11 protein-coding genes, 1 tRNA gene, 4 pseudogenes and 1 other annotated feature are annotated in these 18,415 nt (G+C 65.3%); of the genes and pseudogenes, 6 read left to right on the forward strand and 10 right to left on the reverse strand.

Features of this window, described 5'->3' with window-relative positions; translation table 11 throughout:
- Together ACK5JE_RS00760 and ACK5JE_RS00765 are read right to left on the reverse strand one after the other, a co-directional pair.
- Positions 1-602, reverse strand: a pseudogene (locus tag ACK5JE_RS00760) (integrase); the annotation flags it as partial.
- A gap of 60 nt (positions 603-662) precedes the next feature.
- Entirely contained in the window at positions 663-881 is a 219-nt protein-coding gene (locus ACK5JE_RS00765; RefSeq protein WP_416799812.1) for a hypothetical protein, read from the reverse strand.
- Between the two features lie 178 nt (positions 882-1,059).
- On the opposite strand from ACK5JE_RS00765, the gene ACK5JE_RS00770 reads away from it, so the two are divergent.
- A tRNA-Arg gene (locus ACK5JE_RS00770) sits at positions 1,060-1,134 on the forward strand.
- Between the two features lie 63 nt (positions 1,135-1,197).
- Here the strand turns inward: ACK5JE_RS00770 and ACK5JE_RS00775 are convergent.
- Positions 1,198-1,655 (reverse strand): annotated as a pseudogene (locus tag ACK5JE_RS00775) (IS3 family transposase); the annotation flags it as partial.
- Positions 1,318-1,408: a sequence feature (AL1L pseudoknot), on the reverse strand. Its footprint overlaps the pseudogene before it by 91 nt.
- Before the next feature lie 345 nt (positions 1,656-2,000).
- Here ACK5JE_RS00775 and ACK5JE_RS00780 point away from each other — a divergent pair.
- The gene (locus ACK5JE_RS00780; RefSeq protein ID WP_416799813.1) at positions 2,001-8,153 is read left to right on the forward strand and encodes an autotransporter outer membrane beta-barrel domain-containing protein; all 6,153 of its coding nucleotides are present in this window, start codon (positions 2,001-2,003) and stop codon (positions 8,151-8,153) included.
- Here ACK5JE_RS00780 and ACK5JE_RS00785 read toward each other — a convergent pair.
- From ACK5JE_RS00785 to gshA, 6 genes and pseudogenes are all read right to left on the reverse strand, one after another.
- Positions 8,144-8,998 (reverse strand): GAF domain-containing DNA-binding protein, encoded by an 855-nt coding sequence (locus ACK5JE_RS00785; RefSeq protein WP_416799814.1) that lies wholly within the window; start codon positions 8,996-8,998, stop codon positions 8,144-8,146. The genes ACK5JE_RS00780 and ACK5JE_RS00785 overlap by 10 nt on opposite strands.
- Positions 8,999-9,133: 135 nt before the next feature.
- Positions 9,134-9,457: pseudogene (locus ACK5JE_RS00790) on the reverse strand (MHYT domain-containing protein); the annotation flags it as partial.
- 378 nt (positions 9,458-9,835) lie between these two features.
- The gene (locus ACK5JE_RS00795; RefSeq protein ID WP_416799815.1) at positions 9,836-11,197 is read right to left on the reverse strand and encodes an ATP-binding protein; all 1,362 of its coding nucleotides are present in this window, start codon (positions 11,195-11,197) and stop codon (positions 9,836-9,838) included.
- Positions 11,173-11,838, reverse strand: coding sequence for a response regulator transcription factor (locus ACK5JE_RS00800; protein WP_416799816.1), 666 nt, complete (start codon positions 11,836-11,838; stop codon positions 11,173-11,175). Before ACK5JE_RS00800 ends, ACK5JE_RS00795 begins: the two co-directional genes overlap by 25 nt.
- A 15-nt stretch (positions 11,839-11,853) precedes the next feature.
- Positions 11,854-12,165 carry a PepSY domain-containing protein gene (locus ACK5JE_RS00805; RefSeq protein ID WP_416799817.1) on the reverse strand — a complete coding sequence of 104 codons (312 nt, stop codon included), beginning with the start codon at positions 12,163-12,165 and terminating at the stop codon, positions 11,854-11,856.
- A gap of 83 nt (positions 12,166-12,248) precedes the next feature.
- Positions 12,249-13,826 carry a glutamate--cysteine ligase gene (gshA, locus tag ACK5JE_RS00810; RefSeq protein ID WP_416799876.1) on the reverse strand — a complete coding sequence of 526 codons (1,578 nt, stop codon included), beginning with the start codon at positions 13,824-13,826 and terminating at the stop codon, positions 12,249-12,251.
- 157 nt (positions 13,827-13,983) lie between these two features.
- Between gshA and ACK5JE_RS00815 the strand changes: the two genes are divergently transcribed.
- A complete protein-coding gene (locus ACK5JE_RS00815; RefSeq protein WP_416799818.1) occupies positions 13,984-14,613 on the forward strand; it encodes a hypothetical protein in 630 nt (209 codons plus the stop codon).
- Between the two features lie 52 nt (positions 14,614-14,665).
- Here the strand turns inward: ACK5JE_RS00815 and ACK5JE_RS00820 are convergent.
- Positions 14,666-14,776: pseudogene (locus ACK5JE_RS00820) on the reverse strand (helix-turn-helix domain-containing protein); the annotation flags it as partial.
- A 346-nt stretch (positions 14,777-15,122) separates the two neighbouring features.
- On the opposite strand from ACK5JE_RS00820, the gene metX reads away from it, so the two are divergent.
- Genes metX through ACK5JE_RS00835 form a run of 3 tightly spaced genes read left to right on the forward strand, consistent with a single transcriptional unit; the run spans position 15,123 to position 18,375 of the window.
- On the forward strand, positions 15,123-16,373 hold the full coding sequence (gene metX / locus ACK5JE_RS00825) for a homoserine O-succinyltransferase MetX (protein ID WP_416799819.1): 1,251 nt from the start codon (positions 15,123-15,125) through the stop codon (positions 16,371-16,373).
- Entirely contained in the window at positions 16,370-17,047 is a 678-nt protein-coding gene (gene metW / locus ACK5JE_RS00830; protein WP_416799820.1) for a methionine biosynthesis protein MetW, read from the forward strand. Before metX ends, metW begins: the two co-directional genes overlap by 4 nt.
- On the forward strand, positions 17,044-18,375 hold the full coding sequence (locus ACK5JE_RS00835; RefSeq protein ID WP_416799821.1) for a muropeptide transporter: 1,332 nt from the start codon (positions 17,044-17,046) through the stop codon (positions 18,373-18,375). The genes metW and ACK5JE_RS00835 overlap by 4 nt, the downstream gene beginning before the upstream one ends.
- Positions 18,376-18,415: the final 40 nt, after the last annotated feature.

The raw sequence follows: 18,415 nt of genomic DNA on the forward strand, positions 1-18,415 counted from the left end.
AACTCGGCGTTGAGCTTGTCGAGCAGGGCGGCCACGCGGTGGTTGATGTATTCGCCGCCGTTATCGGCATGGACCCCGCGGATGCGAAACGGGAAGCAGGCGAGCATCTGTTCGAGCACGGGCAGCAGGAACGCCTCGGAGATGCGTTCGCAACAGGCCACGACCTGCCACTGGGTGACGCAGTCCACGGCGTCGATGTGGTACACGCCCTTGATGCCGTCGTAGTCGCCCTGGTGCACGCTGTCGATGCGCAGGAAGCCTGCGCGCCCTGCGGGCTTTGGAGCCTTTCTGATCGCGATGGAGACGGCCCGGCTGGGTCGGGCCGGCTCCCAGTGGCCGCGCGCCTGCCGGTAGCGTGCCTCGTGGCGCAGGTTGTACAGGTGGGAGACGGAGATCGTGGCCAGGCGCTCATCGCGCGCGTCGCCGTAGACCAGCCAGGCGCGCTGGCACAGGTGGCGGGTGGCCGCCCCGCTCAGGTTCTCGTGCAGGGCCTCGAGCCTGGCCAGCGCGGTGATGTCACCCTCGGTGTAGCGGCGCGTAAAGCCGTGCGCGGGCGCGTGGCGCTGCCCAAGCGGGGCGTGATCGCGGAATCGGGCGATCAATCGGCTAAGGTGCTGGCGTGAGTAGCCGCTGGTGGCCAGCTGGTAGCCGATGACCAGTCACTACTTGTCGCGTGAGAGTGAGTGGTATCGAAAGCGCTGCAGCACCGACAGGACGTGCGCGTGGCGCTGCGCCTCGGTGCCGTCGGCGACCTGTGGATCGAGCCCAGCGGTGCCGGCCAGAAATTGTTCCAGGCTCTCCCGGCTGGTGAGCCGTTCGTCGTGCAAGGTCAAGATCATCTCCCGATGATCGACGACCCGCGCCCAAAGCTCCAGACTCATCTGATGTTGGAATCACCAGGCCCCCTTCAGACTCATCTGATATTGGACAGGGCTCCGGACAGCGCCGGATGCGCAAACACGATACAATGGCGTCCCCGTGCCGCAATGACGCGGGCGCCTGCGCAGGCCCTCCGGGGCAGGCCCAGGCCGACTGGCCGGCTCCGCGCCGGCAGACCGTGCGCCTGTAGTTCAATGGATAGAATAGGAGTTTCCGAAGCTTCTGATACAGGTTCGATTCCTGTCGGGCGCGCCAGATAAATCAACGAGTTACGAACACTCGTTCAGGTTGGAATCAGTCCATCGGAATTCGGCCGCCGGTCGTGCGTACCCGCTTGCCCCGACGCACCCCTTCGATACCCATGCGATGCATCAGCCGCTCGGCCGTGCAGCGGGCCATCGGCTTGCCCTCGTGGTGCATCTGGCGCCAGACCTTGCGCGTGCCATACCTCGTACAGGTCCCGGTGTCCATCGATATAGGCGTTCACTTCTTCAGTTGGCGGTCGAGATGCGCCTGGGCGAAAAAAGCGCTGGTGGGTTCAGGATCTCATTGGCGCGGCGGAGCTCCCGATCCTCGCGTTCCAGGGCCAGGATGCGTTCACGTTCGGCCGTGGTCACGCCGGGGCGCACACCGCTATCGATCTCCGTGCGCTTGACCCAACCCAGCAGCGTGGTCGGCGTGCAGCCGATCTTCGGGGCGATCGAACCGACCGCCGCCCACAACGACGGGGATTCGCTGCAATGCTCCTGCACCAGCCGCACGGCGCGTTCACGCACTTCCCAGGAAAACTTCGTTTGATTCGCCCTGGGTCCATTCCCCCAAAGCTTGGAGCCTCCGCAAAACCCGGGTGGGATTCATGTGCGACCTTCATGGGCTCGCGAGGCGGGCAGCTGATGGGAGTAGTGTAGGCAACGCCGGTTTGGGCGGTACATGCCGGGCCGGCTAGAGTTTTCCCGTGCGGATATGTCAAATCATCTTTGATGGCGCTGTGGCGGCAAATGGCCATTCGTCGGACAGGAATGTTGATTCGTCATCTTCATCTTGCCCGCTGGCCGGCGATTTTCTTTAATCGGTTCCATACCTCTTGAGTATATGCAGCCATGATAGCTACGCCAAAATGCTTGAGCCTGGGCCGCGGCAGCGGTTTTCCGCTGCGCTGGCTTGCACTCTTCTTGTTGGCCGGGATTGCGGCGTTCCATTTTTCTGTGCAGACAGCCCATGCCCAGTCCGGTTCGCCGCTGGCCTATATATATCGTGGTGCGGACGGCACCTGCTACTCGGGCGGCATCCACCCGGACAACGGCCATGATGGCCAATGGGGACTGCGGGATTTCATCCAGAGCGACAGCAATCTGATCTGCACCGCGACGGGACCCGGCCAGGCCGGCATCCGGATCGATGTGAGCGGCGGCAACGGCGGGAATGGCAAGCATACTGACTATGAATACTCCCATTGGGGGGGCAACGGCGCGGGCGGCCGGAATATTGATTATGGCTTGTCAAAAAGCGTGGTCACCTCTGCCAGTCGTGGAGTCGATCTTCATTCGGGTGGCGGCAATGGAGGCCTGTATGGCAACGCCAATGGGCCTGATGGCGGCTATGGCATCGGGGGCGATGGACATCTGGCGCGCGCGACGCTGACCGATACGACGGTAAGCGGCATTGGCTTTGGCGTTGCGGCCCAATCATTGGGCGGCACAGGCAGCGATAGCGCCTTGCCCGCAGGTTTCGGCGGCGAGCGGGATTCCGGCCGCGGCGGGAACGCCGGTGAGGCCACCGTGAGCTTGCTGGGCATGACATCGGTGACGGTGCACGGGCCGGGACCGGACACCGTGAGCGCCGGAGTGGGCATGTTATCGATGGGAGGAAATGGCGGTACTGCCCAGCACATCGGGGATTTCGGCGGCCACAGCAATGCGGGGCGGGGCGGCGATGCGTCGACGGTCACCTTTACGTCCTCGGCGGGCTCCTCGGTCGTTAGCCAGGGGGACGGCGTGTACGGTGTGGTCGCCCGTTCTCTTGGGGGGAATGCGTCGACGAACAATTATGCCGACACGCGGGCGGGGGACGGTGGCAACGCGGGCCCGGTAATCATTGCCAACGGCGGCACGATCTCGACGCTGGGCAGTCGCTCGATCGGCATTTTCGCTTTGAGCCAGGGGGGCCAGGGCGGCAATGGCGGCGACGGCACTTGGGCCAGAGGGCACCCCGGGGGCGCGGGTGGAGCGCCGGGCGCCATTACCATCACCAACACCGGGGCCATCAAGACGGGTTCGAGCGACACCGTGGGTGCCAAAGGCATTGTGGCGAATGTGCTCGGCGGAGAAGGCGGCGAGGGCGGAGGCGGCGGATCATTCGGGCGCGGCGGGGACGGCGGCCCGGGCGCTCAGGCGGATCAGGCCATCTCCATTACCAACGCCGGTGATATTGCCACGGTGGGCAACGATGCGGCCGCCGTGCTCGCCAGCAGCGCGGGCGGGGGGGGCGGCCTGGCGGAAACCACCAACGGCATCATGGCTGTGGGCGGAGGCCGCGGCGGAGCCGGGGGCGCCGGAGGCCGCATCATCATGGACAATACGGGCGGCATTGCTACGTTGGGTGACAACAGCGCGGCGGTGTCGCTGCAAAGTATTGGCGGTGGAGGCGGCTTTGGCGGGGATGCGAATGCCACCGGAGTGATTACGTCCATCGCCATCGGCGGCAACGGCGGGGCGGGCGGCAATGGCGGCGAGCTTCGGTTTTCGTCGAATGGCAGCATTTATACCCAGGCGGGAAATTCCTCGGGAGTCGTGCTGCAGAGCGTTGGCGGTGGCGGTGGCAGCGCCGGGTCGGCCTCCGCGGTCGGCGTTGGCGTAGGGCTGAACATTACGCTGAGCAATGGCGGACGAGGAGGCGGCGGTGGTTCGGGCTCCTCCGTTTCGTTCACGCAGACCAGTCCGGGAATCATCGGGACGCTTGGCGCACATAGCGACGGGGTGTTGGCGCAAAGCATCGGGGGCGGCGGAGGCAATGGAGGCCTGGCTAATTCGCGCACCGTCACGATCGCGCCGCCGACCGGGGACAACCCGAGCGGAGCCGTTACGCTCGCCATCAGCAATGGCGGTTCGGGGCAAGGCGGCGGCGTTGGCGGTATGGTCACGCTTGTGAACGGCGGATTCGTCAGCACGGCGGCAGAGCAGAGCAAGGGTCTGATAGCGCAGAGCATAGGCGGGGGTGGCGGCAACGGCGGGGGCGTGCTGGCCCCGGTCAAGTTGTCGACGATCGGCAGTTCGCTGATCAGTTTGCAGTTCAGTCTTCGCCACGGCGGCCAGGGAGGGCAAGGCGGCAATGGCGGGCAGGTCAAAGCCGATAATTCCGGCACGGGCTCCGTTACCACCTTGGGCACGGGGTCGGTCGGCATTCTCGCGCAGAGCATCGGCGCTGGAGGCGGCAACGGCGGCATCGTTCAGACGCATGATGCCGGTTCCTTCAATGACATCCTTGGCTCGGCATCGGACCTGCCCGACTTGCTCGACAAGGTGGCGCTCTGGCTGGAGAGCGGCCCGGAACTGGAGCTCAGCAAAGCCATTGACCTGTCCGTCGGGGTTACAACAGGCGGCAGTGGTGGCGCTGGCGGCGACGCCGCCGCATTCAACGTGCGCAACGATGGCCTCATCAAGACGGCGGGGGATCACGCGCCCGGCATCGTCGCCCAAAGCATAGGCGGAGGCGGCGGCAATGCGGGGATGATCGATTCGAGTGGGATCTCCAGTCTGTTTTCCAGCATCAATGCGCTGATCCATGCCGCGGCGCCCATATCCCGCGGCGCATTTCTTTTACTGCCGCAAATCGCCATCACGCACCAGACCGGGGGAAGCGGCGGCGCGGCCGGTTCTGGTGGCGGTTCATCGTCGGACCCGAGCACCGTCCTGAATACTGGCACGATTGCGACGCTGGGCGACGGTTCGATGGGGATCTTGGCGCAAAGCATAGGCGGTGGCGGCGGGCGGAGCGTCGCCAGCGGCCAGGATCTGGAGAACGCGGTAGAGCAGGCCGCGGGCAGCAAAAGTGGTGAAATCATCGATAAGATCACCTACGTCATCGAGCTTCTCGACACTGGGCTGCGCTCTGCCTTCACCTCCGCCATCAATGTGAATGATGGGGGCGTGGATGGCTCGAGCGGTATCGGCGGGGTGGTCGTGGTCGACGCCAGTGCTTCGACCAGCCGGATCAGCACGCAGGGTTATCAGGCCCCCGGTATTCTGGCCCAGAGCGTGGGCGGCGGAGGGGGCGTGTCGTCGGTCAGCCAGCCGATGTTTCTTTTGAGCCATTTCGATCCGACCATGAAGCTAGGCGCCACAGGCACCCAGACCGGAGGGGGGACGACAAGCACGGGAGGCTCGGTGACCGTGACTCATGGGGGCGTGATCACGACCCATGCGTCCAGTTCGGCGGGCATCATGGCGCAAAGTGTGGGCGGCAGCGGCGGCCTGGGCGTGCTCAGCCTGCACAATGGCAGCCTTGCTCCCGTGGAGCATACCGCTACGCTGAATCTTACTTTGGGGGGCGAGTTCAAATGGGTGCCCCCCGGGTTCGGTTTTGCGCAGGTGAGCGGCGGCGCGGTAAGCGCAAGCAACAACGGTGGCATCGCGACACGCGGATCGCTTTCCCCCGGCATATTCGCGCAAAGCGTCGGGGGCGGCGGCGGAGCGGCCATCGTGTCGTCCAGCGCATCCCTGGAGAGCACCGACATCCTGCTGGGTAGCTCGGGAGGAGAGGACGGGGTAGAGGCCCCGCCCAGCGCCGGCGACGGAGGCAGTGTGGCGGTCGCCAACCCGGGCGGCAGCATCGTTACGGACGGTGCGCTGTCTTTTGGCGTTCTCGCGCAAAGCGTGGGCGGTGGCGGCGGCTATGCTGCGGTCGACGATTCGACGGCGCCGGCCGCGAATGCCGCGAACATTACCTTTGGATCCACTTCGCAGATGAGCGCGACGGGAGGAATGGTTACCGTGACGCAGGACGCGAACGGCAGCATTTCGACATCGGGCGTCAACGCGCACGGCATCGTGGCGCAAAGCGTCGGCGGAGGGGGAGGCATCGCGGGGCTGACGACCCAGCCCAATCTGACGACCCTGAGGCAGTTGGGCGCTGCGGCCGCCGGCGGCGATGGCGGCGCGATCAATCTTTCCATCTCCGGCACGGTGGCGACGTCGGGGGCTGGTGCCATCGGCATTCTCGCCCAGAGCATAGGCGGAGGCGGAGGACTGACGGGCGACCAGGCTTCCGCGCATTACACGACCAGTCTCATACAAGGGGCGGGGCTGACTGCTGGCGATGGCAATGGCGGCGCCATCGATGTTTCCGTCGGGGCCGGGGGATCCGTCCAGACTACAGGCGCGAACGCTCCGGCTATCCTGGCGATGAGCATTGGCGGTGGAGGCGTGTTCAAGGACGGCACGCTTTATCAATACGGCACGCCCGACAATCACCTGGCCAATGGCGGACCGATCTCCATCGATATTGGACAGGCCGCCAAGGTCGTGGCCAGCGGCGCAGATACTCCCGCCCTCGTAGCCGTCAGCAATGGCGCCAACGGAGGAGGCCGGTCTATCACGATCGGCCTGGCGTCGAAGGCGCTCCTGGGCGCCGATCTTGCGTCCGGAACGGCCATCCTGGCGCTGTCTCCCCTGTCGAGCACGACCATCGCCAATGCCGGTGTCATCCAGGCAAAGACGGCGATCGACGCCCCCGGGCGCACGGCCGTCACCAATACTGGAACCGTGGCGGGCGACGTGCTCATGGGAAGCGGCAGCGTTTTCAACAACGAGGCGGGGGGAAGCTTGTACAGCGGGCTGCAGTTCCAGGGCGATCTGAACAATGGCGGCGTGCTCAATCCCGGCGGGCCCGGCGCCTATCTGACGACGCGGATTGCCGGCACGCTGAACAATACGGGCGTCTATCGGCCGGATCTTGGTTTTTCCAACCACAACAGCGATTTTGTTTCGGTGTCCGGGGCGTCGGTCTTCGCCGGCACGGTTCGGCCTGTGCTGCACAATCCCGTGAAAAACATCTGGCTGGGCATAGCGCATTTCGACATCCCGCAAACCAGCGTGCCGGTTGCCGAAAGCGACTCCCCCTTATTCCGTTACATGCTGAAGAACAATGGTCCCCAGGCCTGGCGCGATCCGCTGATTTCGGTCGATGCCGATTTTACGCCCTCGGTGTTTGCGCTTAGCGCGGATCGCGCAAATATCACCCGTTCGCTGCAGGAGCTATGGAACCGGGGCGATGCAAGCACCGGCCTCGCATTCGACAAGTTCACCGGCGTCCAGACGCAGGACCAGTACCGGGATGCCCTGAACAGCATTGCCCATGATGGCCAGTTCGCCCGCGCCAGCAATCAGATGCAGGCATCCTACGCTTCGATGAACCGCATGATGAGCTGCCCGGGGTTTGTCGGGGAAAGCACCATGTTGCGGGAGGGCGATTGCACCTGGGCGCGCCTGGACGCGAACTGGATCGTGCGCGATACGACGGCGGATGACGAAGGTTATCGAGTTCGCCAGAAAACGGTGACCATCGGCGCGCAGCGCGAAATATCGCACAACTGGTTCCTGGGCGGAGCGCTAGGCTATGCGTATGGTGAAACCACCTCTTCCTCCAGTGTGTCGAACTATAGCGACACGTTCTCGGGCGGTCTGGCCCTCAAGTACAACCGCGCTCCCTGGCAGGCCGCGGTTGCCGTCTATGGCGGCGTGGAGCAGAGCCGGATGTCGCGAAGCACGCTTGACGGGGTGGCGAAAAGCACGCCCAAGTCGTTCTTCCTGGCGGGCAGGCTGCGGCTTGCCTATGAGGTCAGCCGACAGTCCTGGTACTTGCGCCCCTATGTCGACTTCGATGTGAGCCATATTCGCCAGAACGGCTATCAGGAAGAGGGCTCCGGCTTGTTCGACCTGAAGGTTCACGGCAACGACACCACGTCGTACATGGTTTCGCCCATGCTGGAGATCGGCGGGCGCAGGAACCTCGCCAGCGGCTCGACGCTGCGGGCCTATCTGGTGGGTGGCGCAAGCTTCTTGAATGGCGGAGACGTCGTAACCACCATGGAGCTTGGCAGCCTGGGCTCGAAACCGTTCTCGTTGAGGTCGGGCATGCCCAGGACTTACGCAAACCTGTCGGCCGGGCTGGAGTATGTTACGCCCAAGGGGTTCGAGCTGAAGACGGAGTATTCATTGCGCGTCAATGGGCAATACAGGGATCAGTCGTTTACTCTGCGCACGGCCTATCATTTTTGATCCGACGACCGGGGCCAGATTCCCATGCGTTCGCGCAGGCTTTTCCGGTACGAACGCGATACCGGCCAGGCATTGGCCGCCGCCCGCATTTCGATCAGCCACTTGTCGTGGCTTCTGCGGTCGACTGCGACGATATGCAGCGCATTCACGATGGCTGTTCTATGCACCCGGAAAAAGAACTGCCCCGGCAGCAGGACCGACCACATTCCAAGCGTGCGCGAGTCGAGCACCATCGATCCGTTCTCGAGCCATATCTCGCTGTAGTTTCCAGCCGAGCGCACGCCGACGATTGTGTTGGGCGGGACGCCCCGGGCCACACCGCGCATGCTGAGGTAGACGAGGGGAGCCGAGCTTTCGTACGCGGTGTTGCCGTGGTTTCGCTGGTTCCGGTATTTTGCCTGCCCAACCAGGCCCGCGCACTGAAACAGCGCGTGGACTTCGCCGCGAGACCAGGTTCTGTGCCGGGTGGTGGCGTCGAAGCCGATGATGCCGCGCAGCTTTTCTTCATGGAATATCGGCACGCTCAGGACGCTTTGGTTTCCCTGGCGCCGGAATTCGGCCTGGATGGCCCGCGCGTTGCGCGGCAAGTCGTTGACATCGTGCACGGCCACGGCATGCCCTTTCACCATGTACCGGTGCAGCCAGGCGATCAAGGTCGTCGGAACGTCCTGGAGTTCGGTCACGAATGGCTTGGTCTGGTCCCGGCACCATTCGTAGGTATTGCAAAAGCGCAGCATGTCCGGGCCGTATTCGAGCATCCATGCCCGGTCGGCATCGGCGGTCTTGCCCATGAAGGCCAGTTGTTCCGCAATCGCTTCATCGACCGGGTATGTGAGCAGGCTCATGGCGCAGTGATAGGCCCAGATGCCGGGTGGACTGGGTTCAAGGTCGGTTGCGGTGTAAATCGTATATGGACTTGCATTCTGCATGCGCGACTCCTGCTGCTGCTTGCGGGCTACTGCCTATATCGGCTGTGGTACGGCCAGACGCAGCCAGGGCAGGGTTTCCTGGTGGGCTATCCACAGGGTTAATGCCGACGAGGCGATGGCGATCAACAGGGAGAGCACGGTGATCGTCGGGTCGTAGCCCAGGGGAATCGGCCGGCTCAGCGCGAGCATGCCGACAAAATGCATGGACCTGATGCCCACGCTCATGGCGCAGGCGCCTCCGGCCAGCCACAGCCGCGCCGCGCGCCCTGATGTCTTGGTGATGCGTCCCGCTATGTCCAGGGCCGTATAGGAGGCCAATATGGCGACGAAGATCGAGACCGGAACAAATGAGCTGCTGTAGTTGGCGGCGAGCATTGTGGTTTCGCGTCTTTATGAAAGTGATGGATAGCCCGGGGAGCGGTGCATTGCAGGGTACGGGTGGGAGAAGAATGGTGCTGGGCAAGTGTTTGTGAATTAGACATTGTATGTCTAAATATATATATGCGGCGAAGGCACGGTCATGCAGCTGTCACCGGCTATAACGGCATCGTGGGTGAATACTTGAATTCGGCTGCTTTTTATTGGCCGTTGCCTCGCGGGCGCTCGATGGCGCGCCGGTGCCGTTTGGTGGGGCTGCCGTCACATCGATCGCGCCCAAGATCGGCTGCTCGCGCATTCGCTGCTCAAGTGGATCTGTAATTGGCCGCTCATGGTCGGAATCGGGCGCAAGTCATCAAAGCCCCTGGACACGGATCATCCAGCCGGAATCGTCACCGTCACCCGCAACCCGGTTTTCCGTTCCGGATCCGCAAAATCGAGATGAATCTGCGCGCCGATACGCCGGGCAATGGTCAGGACGATGGACAGGCCGAGTCCCGAACCCGGTTGCTCGCTGCCCAGCGTGCGATAGAACGGATCAAAAACCCGCTGCCGCTCCGCCAGCGCAATCCCCGGCCCGTCGTCCTGGATGCTGATCCGGGCCGTTGCGCCCGTCACATCCACCGAGAGATCGACTCGTCCGCCTTCGGGCGTGTAGCGGATGGCGTTGTCGACCAGATTCCTGATCATGATGATCAGGTCCAGTTCGCCGGCCTGCACGCGTGCATCCTGCGTGCCCTCGACCCCCAGGTCGATATGTCTGGCTTCAGCCAGTGGCATCAGGTCTTCGAGCACCCGCCGGAAAATGGCCTGGATGGAGAGGGACGATGTCGCCGCAGCCGTGGCCGATTGCGCCCTCGCCAGCGCCAGGAGCTGGTCCAGCAGATTTCTGCCGCGCGCGATGCCCCGGCGCAGCACCGCCAGTCGCGCGTGCGCCTGGCTGGACATGTCCGCTTGCGCCAGGCGTTCGGCTTGCAGCGAGAGGGCTGTCAGGGGTGAGCGCAGTTCGTGCGCGGCATCCGCCACGAAACGGCGCTGGTCGTCCATGCTCTGGCGCACACGGGCCAGCAAGCGGTTGATCGCCACGGCGAACGGGCGCACCTCGACGGGCAGGCGATGAGCCTCGATGGCGTGCAGTTCCTGTCCGGCGCGCTGGTCGATTTCCCGGGACAGGACGGCAATGGGGTGGAACATCTTGCGCACCAGATGGGCGACGATCAGCAGCAGGACCGGCATGAGGATGAGCAATGGCATGATGGCGCCGAAAGCGCCTTCGCTGGCGATCTCGTTGCGCAAGTCGGATTCCTGCGACACGGCGATGCGCTCGCCTGAGGCGGTGGTCCTGACCAGAACGCGGAATGTCTCGTCATCGGCTTCCAGCGTGTGCAGGCCGTCGGACAGCGAGGCCGGAAGCGGGAGCATGTCGCGGGCCTCGGTGTCGTCCTCGTTGTCCGCAGCGGGGGCGGCCCGCTCCAGCCGCTGGATGGTCACGCGCACGTCGTCATCGATGTCCTGCTGGCGGCGACTGGCGGCCGCCGGCGTCGCCAGCTGGGGCTGACGTTCCACGAGCTGCGCGATCTGGCGCAGCATATCGTCCTGCAAGTCCTGGGCTTCGTCGTAGGTCGACAGGAACGAAAAGGCGCCCGCGACGAGCGCGGTGCCGAGGATCGCCAGAAAGAGCGTGAGGGACAGCTTGAGCTGAACCGATTCGTTCAGACGCCTTTTGAGACCATCCATCCGACTCCCCTGACGTTCTTGATGACCGTGCTGCCGAGCTTGCGGCGCAGGGCATGGATCAGATATTCGACCGCATTGCTTTCGACCTCTTCGGTCCAGCCGTAGATACGGTCTTCCAGCTCGCTGCGCGACAGGATCGCGCCGGGTCTGGCCAGCAGGGCCTGAAGCAGCGAGAATTCGCGGTTGGACAGTTGCAATGGCGCCCCGTCATCGACACGGGCCGCTTTGGTGGCGGGATCGAGCGATACGATGCCGTTGCTCAGGAGGGGCGCTGCCGTGCCGCCCTTGCGCCGCAGCACGGCGCGCATCCGCGCCAGCAGTTCGGCCATCTCGAACGGCTTGATCACGTAGTCGTCGGCGCCGCCGTCCAGACCGCGCAGACGATCTTCCAGACCGTCGCGCGCCGTGATGATGAGCAGGGGAACGGGGTTGTCCCTGGCGCGGATGCTCGCCAGCACCTCCAGTCCGTCCTCGCCGGGCAGCCCCAGGTCGAGCAAGGTCAGGTCATAGTGCTGGCCGTGCAGCGCCGTCAGGGCGGCCCGGCCGTCCTTGACCCAGTCGGCGGCATAGGACGCATCCTTGAGGGCGTCCTGGATTGCCGTGCCGATCATGGGATCGTCCTCGACCAGCAAGACCCGCATGGCTTTTTCCCCGGCTCATTCGTGGTCTTCTTTGTCCTCGACGGAGGAGAGGACCGTGCCCTTGTCGGCATCGATCAGGACATCGAAGACCCGGGTGCCGCTGACGATTTCCACGTCGTAGACCCAGCCCTGGCGTGAATGCTCGAACTCGGCCTGGGTCGCCTTGCCGTTGACATGCTGTTCCGCGATGGTCACGGCTTGCGTGAGCGGAATCCCGGCCTTGCCGATGGCCTGGATCTCACGGTCGATGCCTGCGGCGGCATGTGCCAGGGAACTGGCCGTGGCGAGAGTGAGGGCCAGCAGGGAAAGTTGGGTGGTGCGGTACATGCGTTTTCTCCAGAATGAGGCGTGCGAACAGTGACACCAGAGACAAGATACGCAGGCCGACTTAGCTGAGACTGAGGTCGGCCTCAGTTGACCGGCTCCGGCCCCAGCGCCGCGTGGAACTGCTCGACGTAGTCCTCGAATGACATGGTGTCGGCGGCCTCGAGGGCGGCCTGCTCGGTGATGGAGTCCCGGGCGGCCTGGTCGTAGGCGGCCAGGGTGTCGGCGGGCAGTCCGTCGGCCTGAAGCGCGGCCCAATGGGCCTGGCTCTGGGCCAGGGTCCAGTCGTGGAATTCCTGGCCTTCGTCGCGCAATGCGGTCAGCAGGCGGGCCGAGGGCGTGTGGTTGGGATCGCCGATCTTGGCGTGTTGCGGGGCCAGTGCGGTAAGGTGTCCGTCCTCGCCGGCGTGCTGGTCCAGCAGCCGGGCGTAAGGCTCGATGCGCTCCAGGATCTCCTGCGCCCAGTCGCGCAGACTCAGGGCGCAGCCGTCGTGTTGCAGCAGCAGGCCGGGGCGGCGGCCTTCCCGGGAAACCAGGGCGGAATTTTCCTGGCTTTCCTGGCAGAAGCCGGGCTGCGGGAACAGGGGGCTGTCCTCGATGGCGCAGAACAGCAGGAACGCGTCCAGGAACCGGCTGGTCTCGGCCGAGATGCCGGCGGGCGCCCAGGGGTCGATGTCCATGCAGCGGACTTCGATGTACTGGATGCCGCGCTGATGCAGCACGGTGTTGGGCCGTTCGCAGCGGCCGGTGGTCTGCTTGGGCCGGATGCTGGAATAGTATTCGTTCTCGATCTGCAGGACGTTGGTGTTCAGCTGGATGCGCTTGCCGTCGCGGTGAGTGCCGATGGCCTCGTAGGCGGGCCACGGGGTCGTGACGGCGCGGTGAATGCGCGCGGTAAAGGTATCCAGATCGTTGTAGCAGAGTTGCAGGTCGGACTGGACCGGGCTCTTGTAGCCCAGATCGCTCATGCGCAGGCTGGTGGCCCAGGGCAGGCAGTACGTGTCCGGACTGAGCTGTGTGAGCAGGGCGGCGTAATCGGTGCGCTGGAGGAAACTGCGCGACACGGCGGGCGAGGCGCCGAACAGGTACATCAGCAACCAGGCGTAGCGCGAGAAGTTGCGCACCAGCGCCATGTAGCCGGTGTCGCGGCGGTCTCGCGGCGTGTCGCCATCGGCCAGCCGGTCCCAGGCGGACTCGGGCAGCGAAAAGTTGTAATGCACCCCGGCGATGCATTGCATGACCTTGCCGTAGCGCCAAGCCAGGCCCTGGCGGTAGACGTGCTTGAGCATGCCGGAGTTGGAGGTGCCGTACCATGCGACGGGGATGTCGGCCTCGGGCGGCAGATGCGCCGGCATGGACTGGTTCCAGATAGGCTCGCCGGGGTTGCGCAGCGCGATGTAGCGGTGGATGTCGGTCAGTTCGCCGATCAGCGTCCCGGCGTCGGGCAGGGGGCGTGTGATGAGTTCCAGCAGGGATTCGGAATAGTCGGTGGTGATGCGCGGATTGGTCAGCGCCGATCCGAGCGCGGCCGGATGCGGAGTCGCGGCCAGATTTCCCGAAGCATCCACCCGCAGGCCTTCTTTTTCGATGCCGCGCCGGATGGCGCGGAGCAGTTCAGGTTGTGCCGCCAGATAGGCGCGCCGTTCCGAGGCCTGGCTCATGATGAATAAGTACCGGGTTGGTCTGAATAAGAGGGATTTTAGCTGCATCGTTGCGGAGCCAGCGGCGCCGGCGCGGATCGGGCCGCGCCGGCGGATCGCGCCGTACAATGCGGCCGGAGGGCGCGCTGGCGCCTGTCGGGATGCGGGAGAGGAGCGGAACATGCGCGGACATGCGCTGATCGGGATCTCGTGCGGCATGCGCCGGTGGAGGCGGGCGGCCTGCGCGCCATGGCCTGTGCGGCGACTCGTCCGGCGCCTGGCCGCTGGCGGATGCGCGATCCTGCTGGTGGCCTGTTCGCCGACGTTCGATTGGCGGCCGGTGGCGTTCGGCCAGGCTGGCGCGGCCGGGGTGTTGCCGGATACGCCGCAGGCGCAAACCCGGCCCGTGCCGTTCGGCGATCAGACGCTGAGCCTGACGATGCAGTCGGCGCGGGCGGGCGGTGTGCTGTTCGCGCTGGGGGCGGCTGAGTTGCCTGCGGGCTGGGCGGCTGATGCGCGGGTCCGGCAGCGGCTGGCGCGCTGGGCGGTCGAGGCCTTGTATCGCAATGCGGGCGCCGAGCCGCCCGGCGCGGATTTCGATCCGGAACAGCGGTTTGTCATTCGGGGACGGGGACCGCAAGGCCCCGTGCGGGTCGAGGCGCAGGTCCGGGTCACGGCCACCGAGTGGCTGGAGGCCATTGTGATTGCCGGCCCCGATGCCGATGCGCGCGCGCCCTTGGGTGATTTCTGGCTGTCGCTGCGTTGGCCGGACGGGGGCGCGAAAGCAGCGCCTGGCGTATCGCGGCCGTAATGGCGGCCTGGCGAGTGCGCACGTCCAGTTTGCTGCATGTGTTGGCGATATGGAAATTGGCGGTTCGCTCGCTGATGCCCAGAATGCAGCCGATTTCCCAGCTGGTCTTGCCTTGTGCCGCCCAATACAGACAGTCGTGTTCCCGGTTGGTCAGTTGCTCCATGATGAAGCGTCCTCTCGGTGGATACCGTCATGTCTCAAGGAAGAAGCGGCCAAGGCTTCTTCAATGAAAACCATCGTGAACAAATGTATCACCGTTCGCGGGCCGACTCATGGCGTCATCCGAAAAGGTTGATGTGCCTTAATCTCTGAAACGGTCGAGGGGTCGAGAGGGCGCCGTCGCGTCGCCGGGCAGTCGGTCGAGGGGCGGGAGGTCGAGCAGTCGAGGTGGGCGGTGGCCGGACGGGGATGGCCGCGCATCGGACCTCGATGCTAGAATGACCCACGAATTCGCGCCGATTTGCCTGATCCGCTTGCGGGCGCTCCATAAATCCAGCTAAAGAGGTCTCATGACCACGACTGCCTTTTCCTCCGTGCCCGCTCCCGAGCCGGCCGTCTCCGTGCCCGATCCGCGTCCTGTGCCAGAGGGCAGTGTCGGTTACGTCTCCCCCGAGTTCCTGCATTTCACCGATCCTCTGACGCTGTCCAGCGGCCAGGTGCTGCCGTCGTACACGCTGGCGGTGGAGACCTATGGCCAGCTCAACGCCGCGCGCAGCAACGCGGTGCTGGTGTGTCATGCCCTGAATGCCTCGCATCATGTGGCCGGCATGGATGCGGACCAGACGGACCAGGTCGGCTGGTGGGACAACATGGTTGGCCCCGGCAAGGCCGTGGACACTGACCGGTTCTTCGTCATCGGCGTCAACAATCTCGGGTCGTGTTTCGGTTCCACCGGGCCGACCACGATCGATCCGGCCACGGGCCGGCCCTGGGGGGCATCGTTTCCGTTGCTGACGGTGGAGGACTGGGTGCATGCCCAGGCGCGCGTGGCCGATCATTTCGGTATTGAGCGCTTTGCCGCCGTGATGGGCGGGTCGCTGGGCGGCATGCAGGCCCTCAGCTGGGCGATCACCTGCCCGGAGCGGGTGGGCGATTGCATCGTGGTTGCCAGCACGGCGCGTCTGTCGGCGCAGAACATCGCCTTCAACGAGGTCGCCCGCCGCGCCATCCTGACCGATCCGGATTTTCATGACGGGGACTACCAGGCCCATGGCGTCGTGCCGTCCAACGGCCTGTCGGTGGCGCGGATGGTGGGCCACATCACCTATCAGTCCGACGAGGTCATGGCCTCCAAGTTCGGGCGCGCGCAGCGCGCGCCCGGCCCCACGGGCGATTACCGCTACAACTACGACGTCGAATTCGAGGTCGAGTCCTATCTGCGGCATCAGGGGGAAAAATTCTCCCGTTACTTTGATGCCAACACCTATCTGCTGCTGACCCGCACCCTGGATTATTTCGATCCGGCGCGCGCGCATGGTGGCGATCTGGCCCGCGCCCTGTCGCCGGCGCAGGCGCGTTTTCTGCTGGTGTCGTTCACCACCGACTGGCGCTTCGCGCCCGAGCACTCGCGCGAGATCGTCCGTGCGCTGCTGAAAAACCAGCGCGAGGTCACCTACGCGGAAATCGACGCACTGCACGGCCACGACGCCTTTCTGCTGGGCGACCGGCGCTATCACGCCGTGGTGCAGGGCTATTACGACGGCATTGCCGCCCGCCTGGGGCTGGGCGAGCGCCGCCGCGTCGCGGGAGTGCTTGCATGACGACGATACCGGCGGCCGTGCCGCATCCGTGCGCATCGAATCCGTCCGCGCCGGACGCGGCACACGAGGCGAGCCAGCCCCTGCGGACCGACCTGCTGCGCATTGCCGAGTGGATCGAGCCCGGCAGCCGGGTGCTGGATCTGGGGTGCGGCGATGGCCGGCTGCTGGACTATCTGCAGCGGACCCGTCAGGTGCGCGGGGCCGGCGTCGAACTCGACGATGAGCGCATGATCGCGGCGGTACGGCGCGGGGTCAACGTGATCCAGCAGAACCTGGAAGAAGGCCTGGCCTTGTTCGACGACAGGCAGTTCGACACGGTGGTGCTGTCCCAGACGCTGCAGTCCATGCATCATACGGAACACATCCTGCGGGAAATGGCGCGGGTGGCGCGGTATGGCATCGTGTCGTTCCCGAATTTCGGTTTCTGGCCGCACGGCTGGTCGATCCTGGGCGGACGCATGCCGGTCAACGATCAGATGCCGTATCAGTGGTACGACACGCCCAACATCCATTTGTGCACCCTGCGTGACTTTCAGGAGCTGGCGGCGCAACTGGGGCTGCGGGTCACGCATCTGGCCACGTTCCGGGGCGACCGTGAAATCCGGCACCTGCGCGGCTGGCGCAGCCAGCTGGCGGTCTATCGTTTTGAATCGCCGGGGAGCGGCCGCGCATGACACAGGCGCGAGGCGCGGACTGCGACGCCACGACTCCCGATGCTGATCCGGCGCGCGACGCGGCGGATGCCTCGACCGGGTCGGGCGGCCGGGCGCGCGGCTGGGGCGTCTATGGCGGCCGGCGTGTGGCGCCGTTGCTGTTCCTGGGCTTTTCCAGCGGCTTGCCACTGGCGCTGACCTCCGGGACGCTGCAGGCCTGGGCCACGGTGGCGCAGGTTTCGTTGCAGAGCATCGGGTTCCTGACCTTGGCGGGTACCGCCTACACGCTGAAATTCCTCTGGGCGCCGCTGGTGGATCGCTATGCGCCGCCCTGGCTGGGTCGGCGACGTGGCTGGGTCTTCTTGACGCAGTGGCTGCTGGCGGCCTCGATTGCCGCCATGGGCCTGTTCGACCCAGGCTCGGAACTGCGCACGCTGGCGCTGCTGGCGGTCTGGGTGGCCTTTCTGTCGGCGACCCAGGATATCGCGTTCGATGCCTACAGCACCGATGTGTTGCGTCAGGACGAGCGTGCGGCGGGCGCGGCGCTGAAAGTCATGGGCTACCGGCTGGCGATGGTGGTGTCCGGCGGACTGGCGCTGATCCTGGCCGATCAATGGCTGGGCTGGGGCGCCATGTACATGTTGATGGGCGGACTGATGGCGCTGGCCTCCCTGGCGACCCTGTGGTCGCCGGAGCCCGAACGCGCCACCCGGCCGCCGCGCACGCTGCGCGAGGCCGTGGTCGAGCCGCTGCGCGAGTTTTTCAGCCGTCGCGAGGCCTGGGCGATCCTGCTGCTCATCGTGCTCTACAAGCTGGGCGATGCGTTCGCCGGCGCGCTGTCCACCACCTTCCTGATCCGGGGCGCGGGCTTTGGCGTCACCGAGGTCGGCATGGTCAACAAGGTCTTCGGGCTGGCCGCCACCATCGTCGGCGCGCTGGCCGGTGGCGCGCTGATGACGCGCCTGGGCCTGTACCGCGCCCTGATGCTTTTCGGTCTGCTGCAGGCGGTCTCTAACCTGGGCTACTGGATGCTGGCCGTCACGCCACCGCATCTGTACTCCATGGCGCTGGTCGTGGCGGTCGAAAACCTGTGCGGCGGCCTGGGCACGGCGGCTTTCGTGGCGCTGTTGATGGCCCTGTGCCAGGCGAAATTCTCCGCGACGCAGTTCGCGCTGCTGTCGGCGTTGTCGGCGGTGGGCCGGACTTATCTGGCTGGCCCGCTGACGCCGGTGCTGGTCGCCGGGTTCGGCTGGCCGGTCTTTTTCATTCTGACGGTGGCGATCGCCCTGCCGGGGCTGGGCCTGTTGTGGTGGATGCGCGGGCGCATCCGGGCCCTGGGAAGCTTCTGATCGCGGGCGCATGAACCCCGGGCGGCGTCGGCGCGCGGCG

The sequence above is a fragment of the Castellaniella sp. genome (assembly GCF_047971665.1).
Lineage (GTDB): Bacteria > Pseudomonadota > Gammaproteobacteria > Burkholderiales > Burkholderiaceae_B > Castellaniella.

What these genes read in the sequence shown, in the direction of transcription:
- ACK5JE_RS00765 (WP_416799812.1), bottom strand. Translation starts at nt 881, where the DNA reads ATGAGTCTGGAGCTTTGGGCGCGGGTCGTCGATCATCGGGAGATGATC.
- ACK5JE_RS00785 (WP_416799814.1), bottom strand. Translation starts at nt 8,998, where the DNA reads ATGAGCCTGCTCACATACCCGGTCGATGAAGCGATTGCGGAACAACTG.
- ACK5JE_RS00795 (WP_416799815.1), bottom strand. Translation starts at nt 11,197, where the DNA reads ATGGATGGTCTCAAAAGGCGTCTGAACGAATCGGTTCAGCTCAAGCTG.
- ACK5JE_RS00800 (WP_416799816.1), bottom strand. Translation starts at nt 11,838, where the DNA reads ATGCGGGTCTTGCTGGTCGAGGACGATCCCATGATCGGCACGGCAATC.
- ACK5JE_RS00805 (WP_416799817.1), bottom strand. Translation starts at nt 12,165, where the DNA reads ATGTACCGCACCACCCAACTTTCCCTGCTGGCCCTCACTCTCGCCACG.
- ACK5JE_RS00815 (WP_416799818.1), top strand. Translation starts at nt 13,984, where the DNA reads ATGCGCGGACATGCGCTGATCGGGATCTCGTGCGGCATGCGCCGGTGG.
- metX (WP_416799819.1), top strand. Translation starts at nt 15,123, where the DNA reads ATGACCACGACTGCCTTTTCCTCCGTGCCCGCTCCCGAGCCGGCCGTC.
- metW (WP_416799820.1), top strand. Translation starts at nt 16,370, where the DNA reads ATGACGACGATACCGGCGGCCGTGCCGCATCCGTGCGCATCGAATCCG.
- ACK5JE_RS00835 (WP_416799821.1), top strand. Translation starts at nt 17,044, where the DNA reads ATGACACAGGCGCGAGGCGCGGACTGCGACGCCACGACTCCCGATGCT.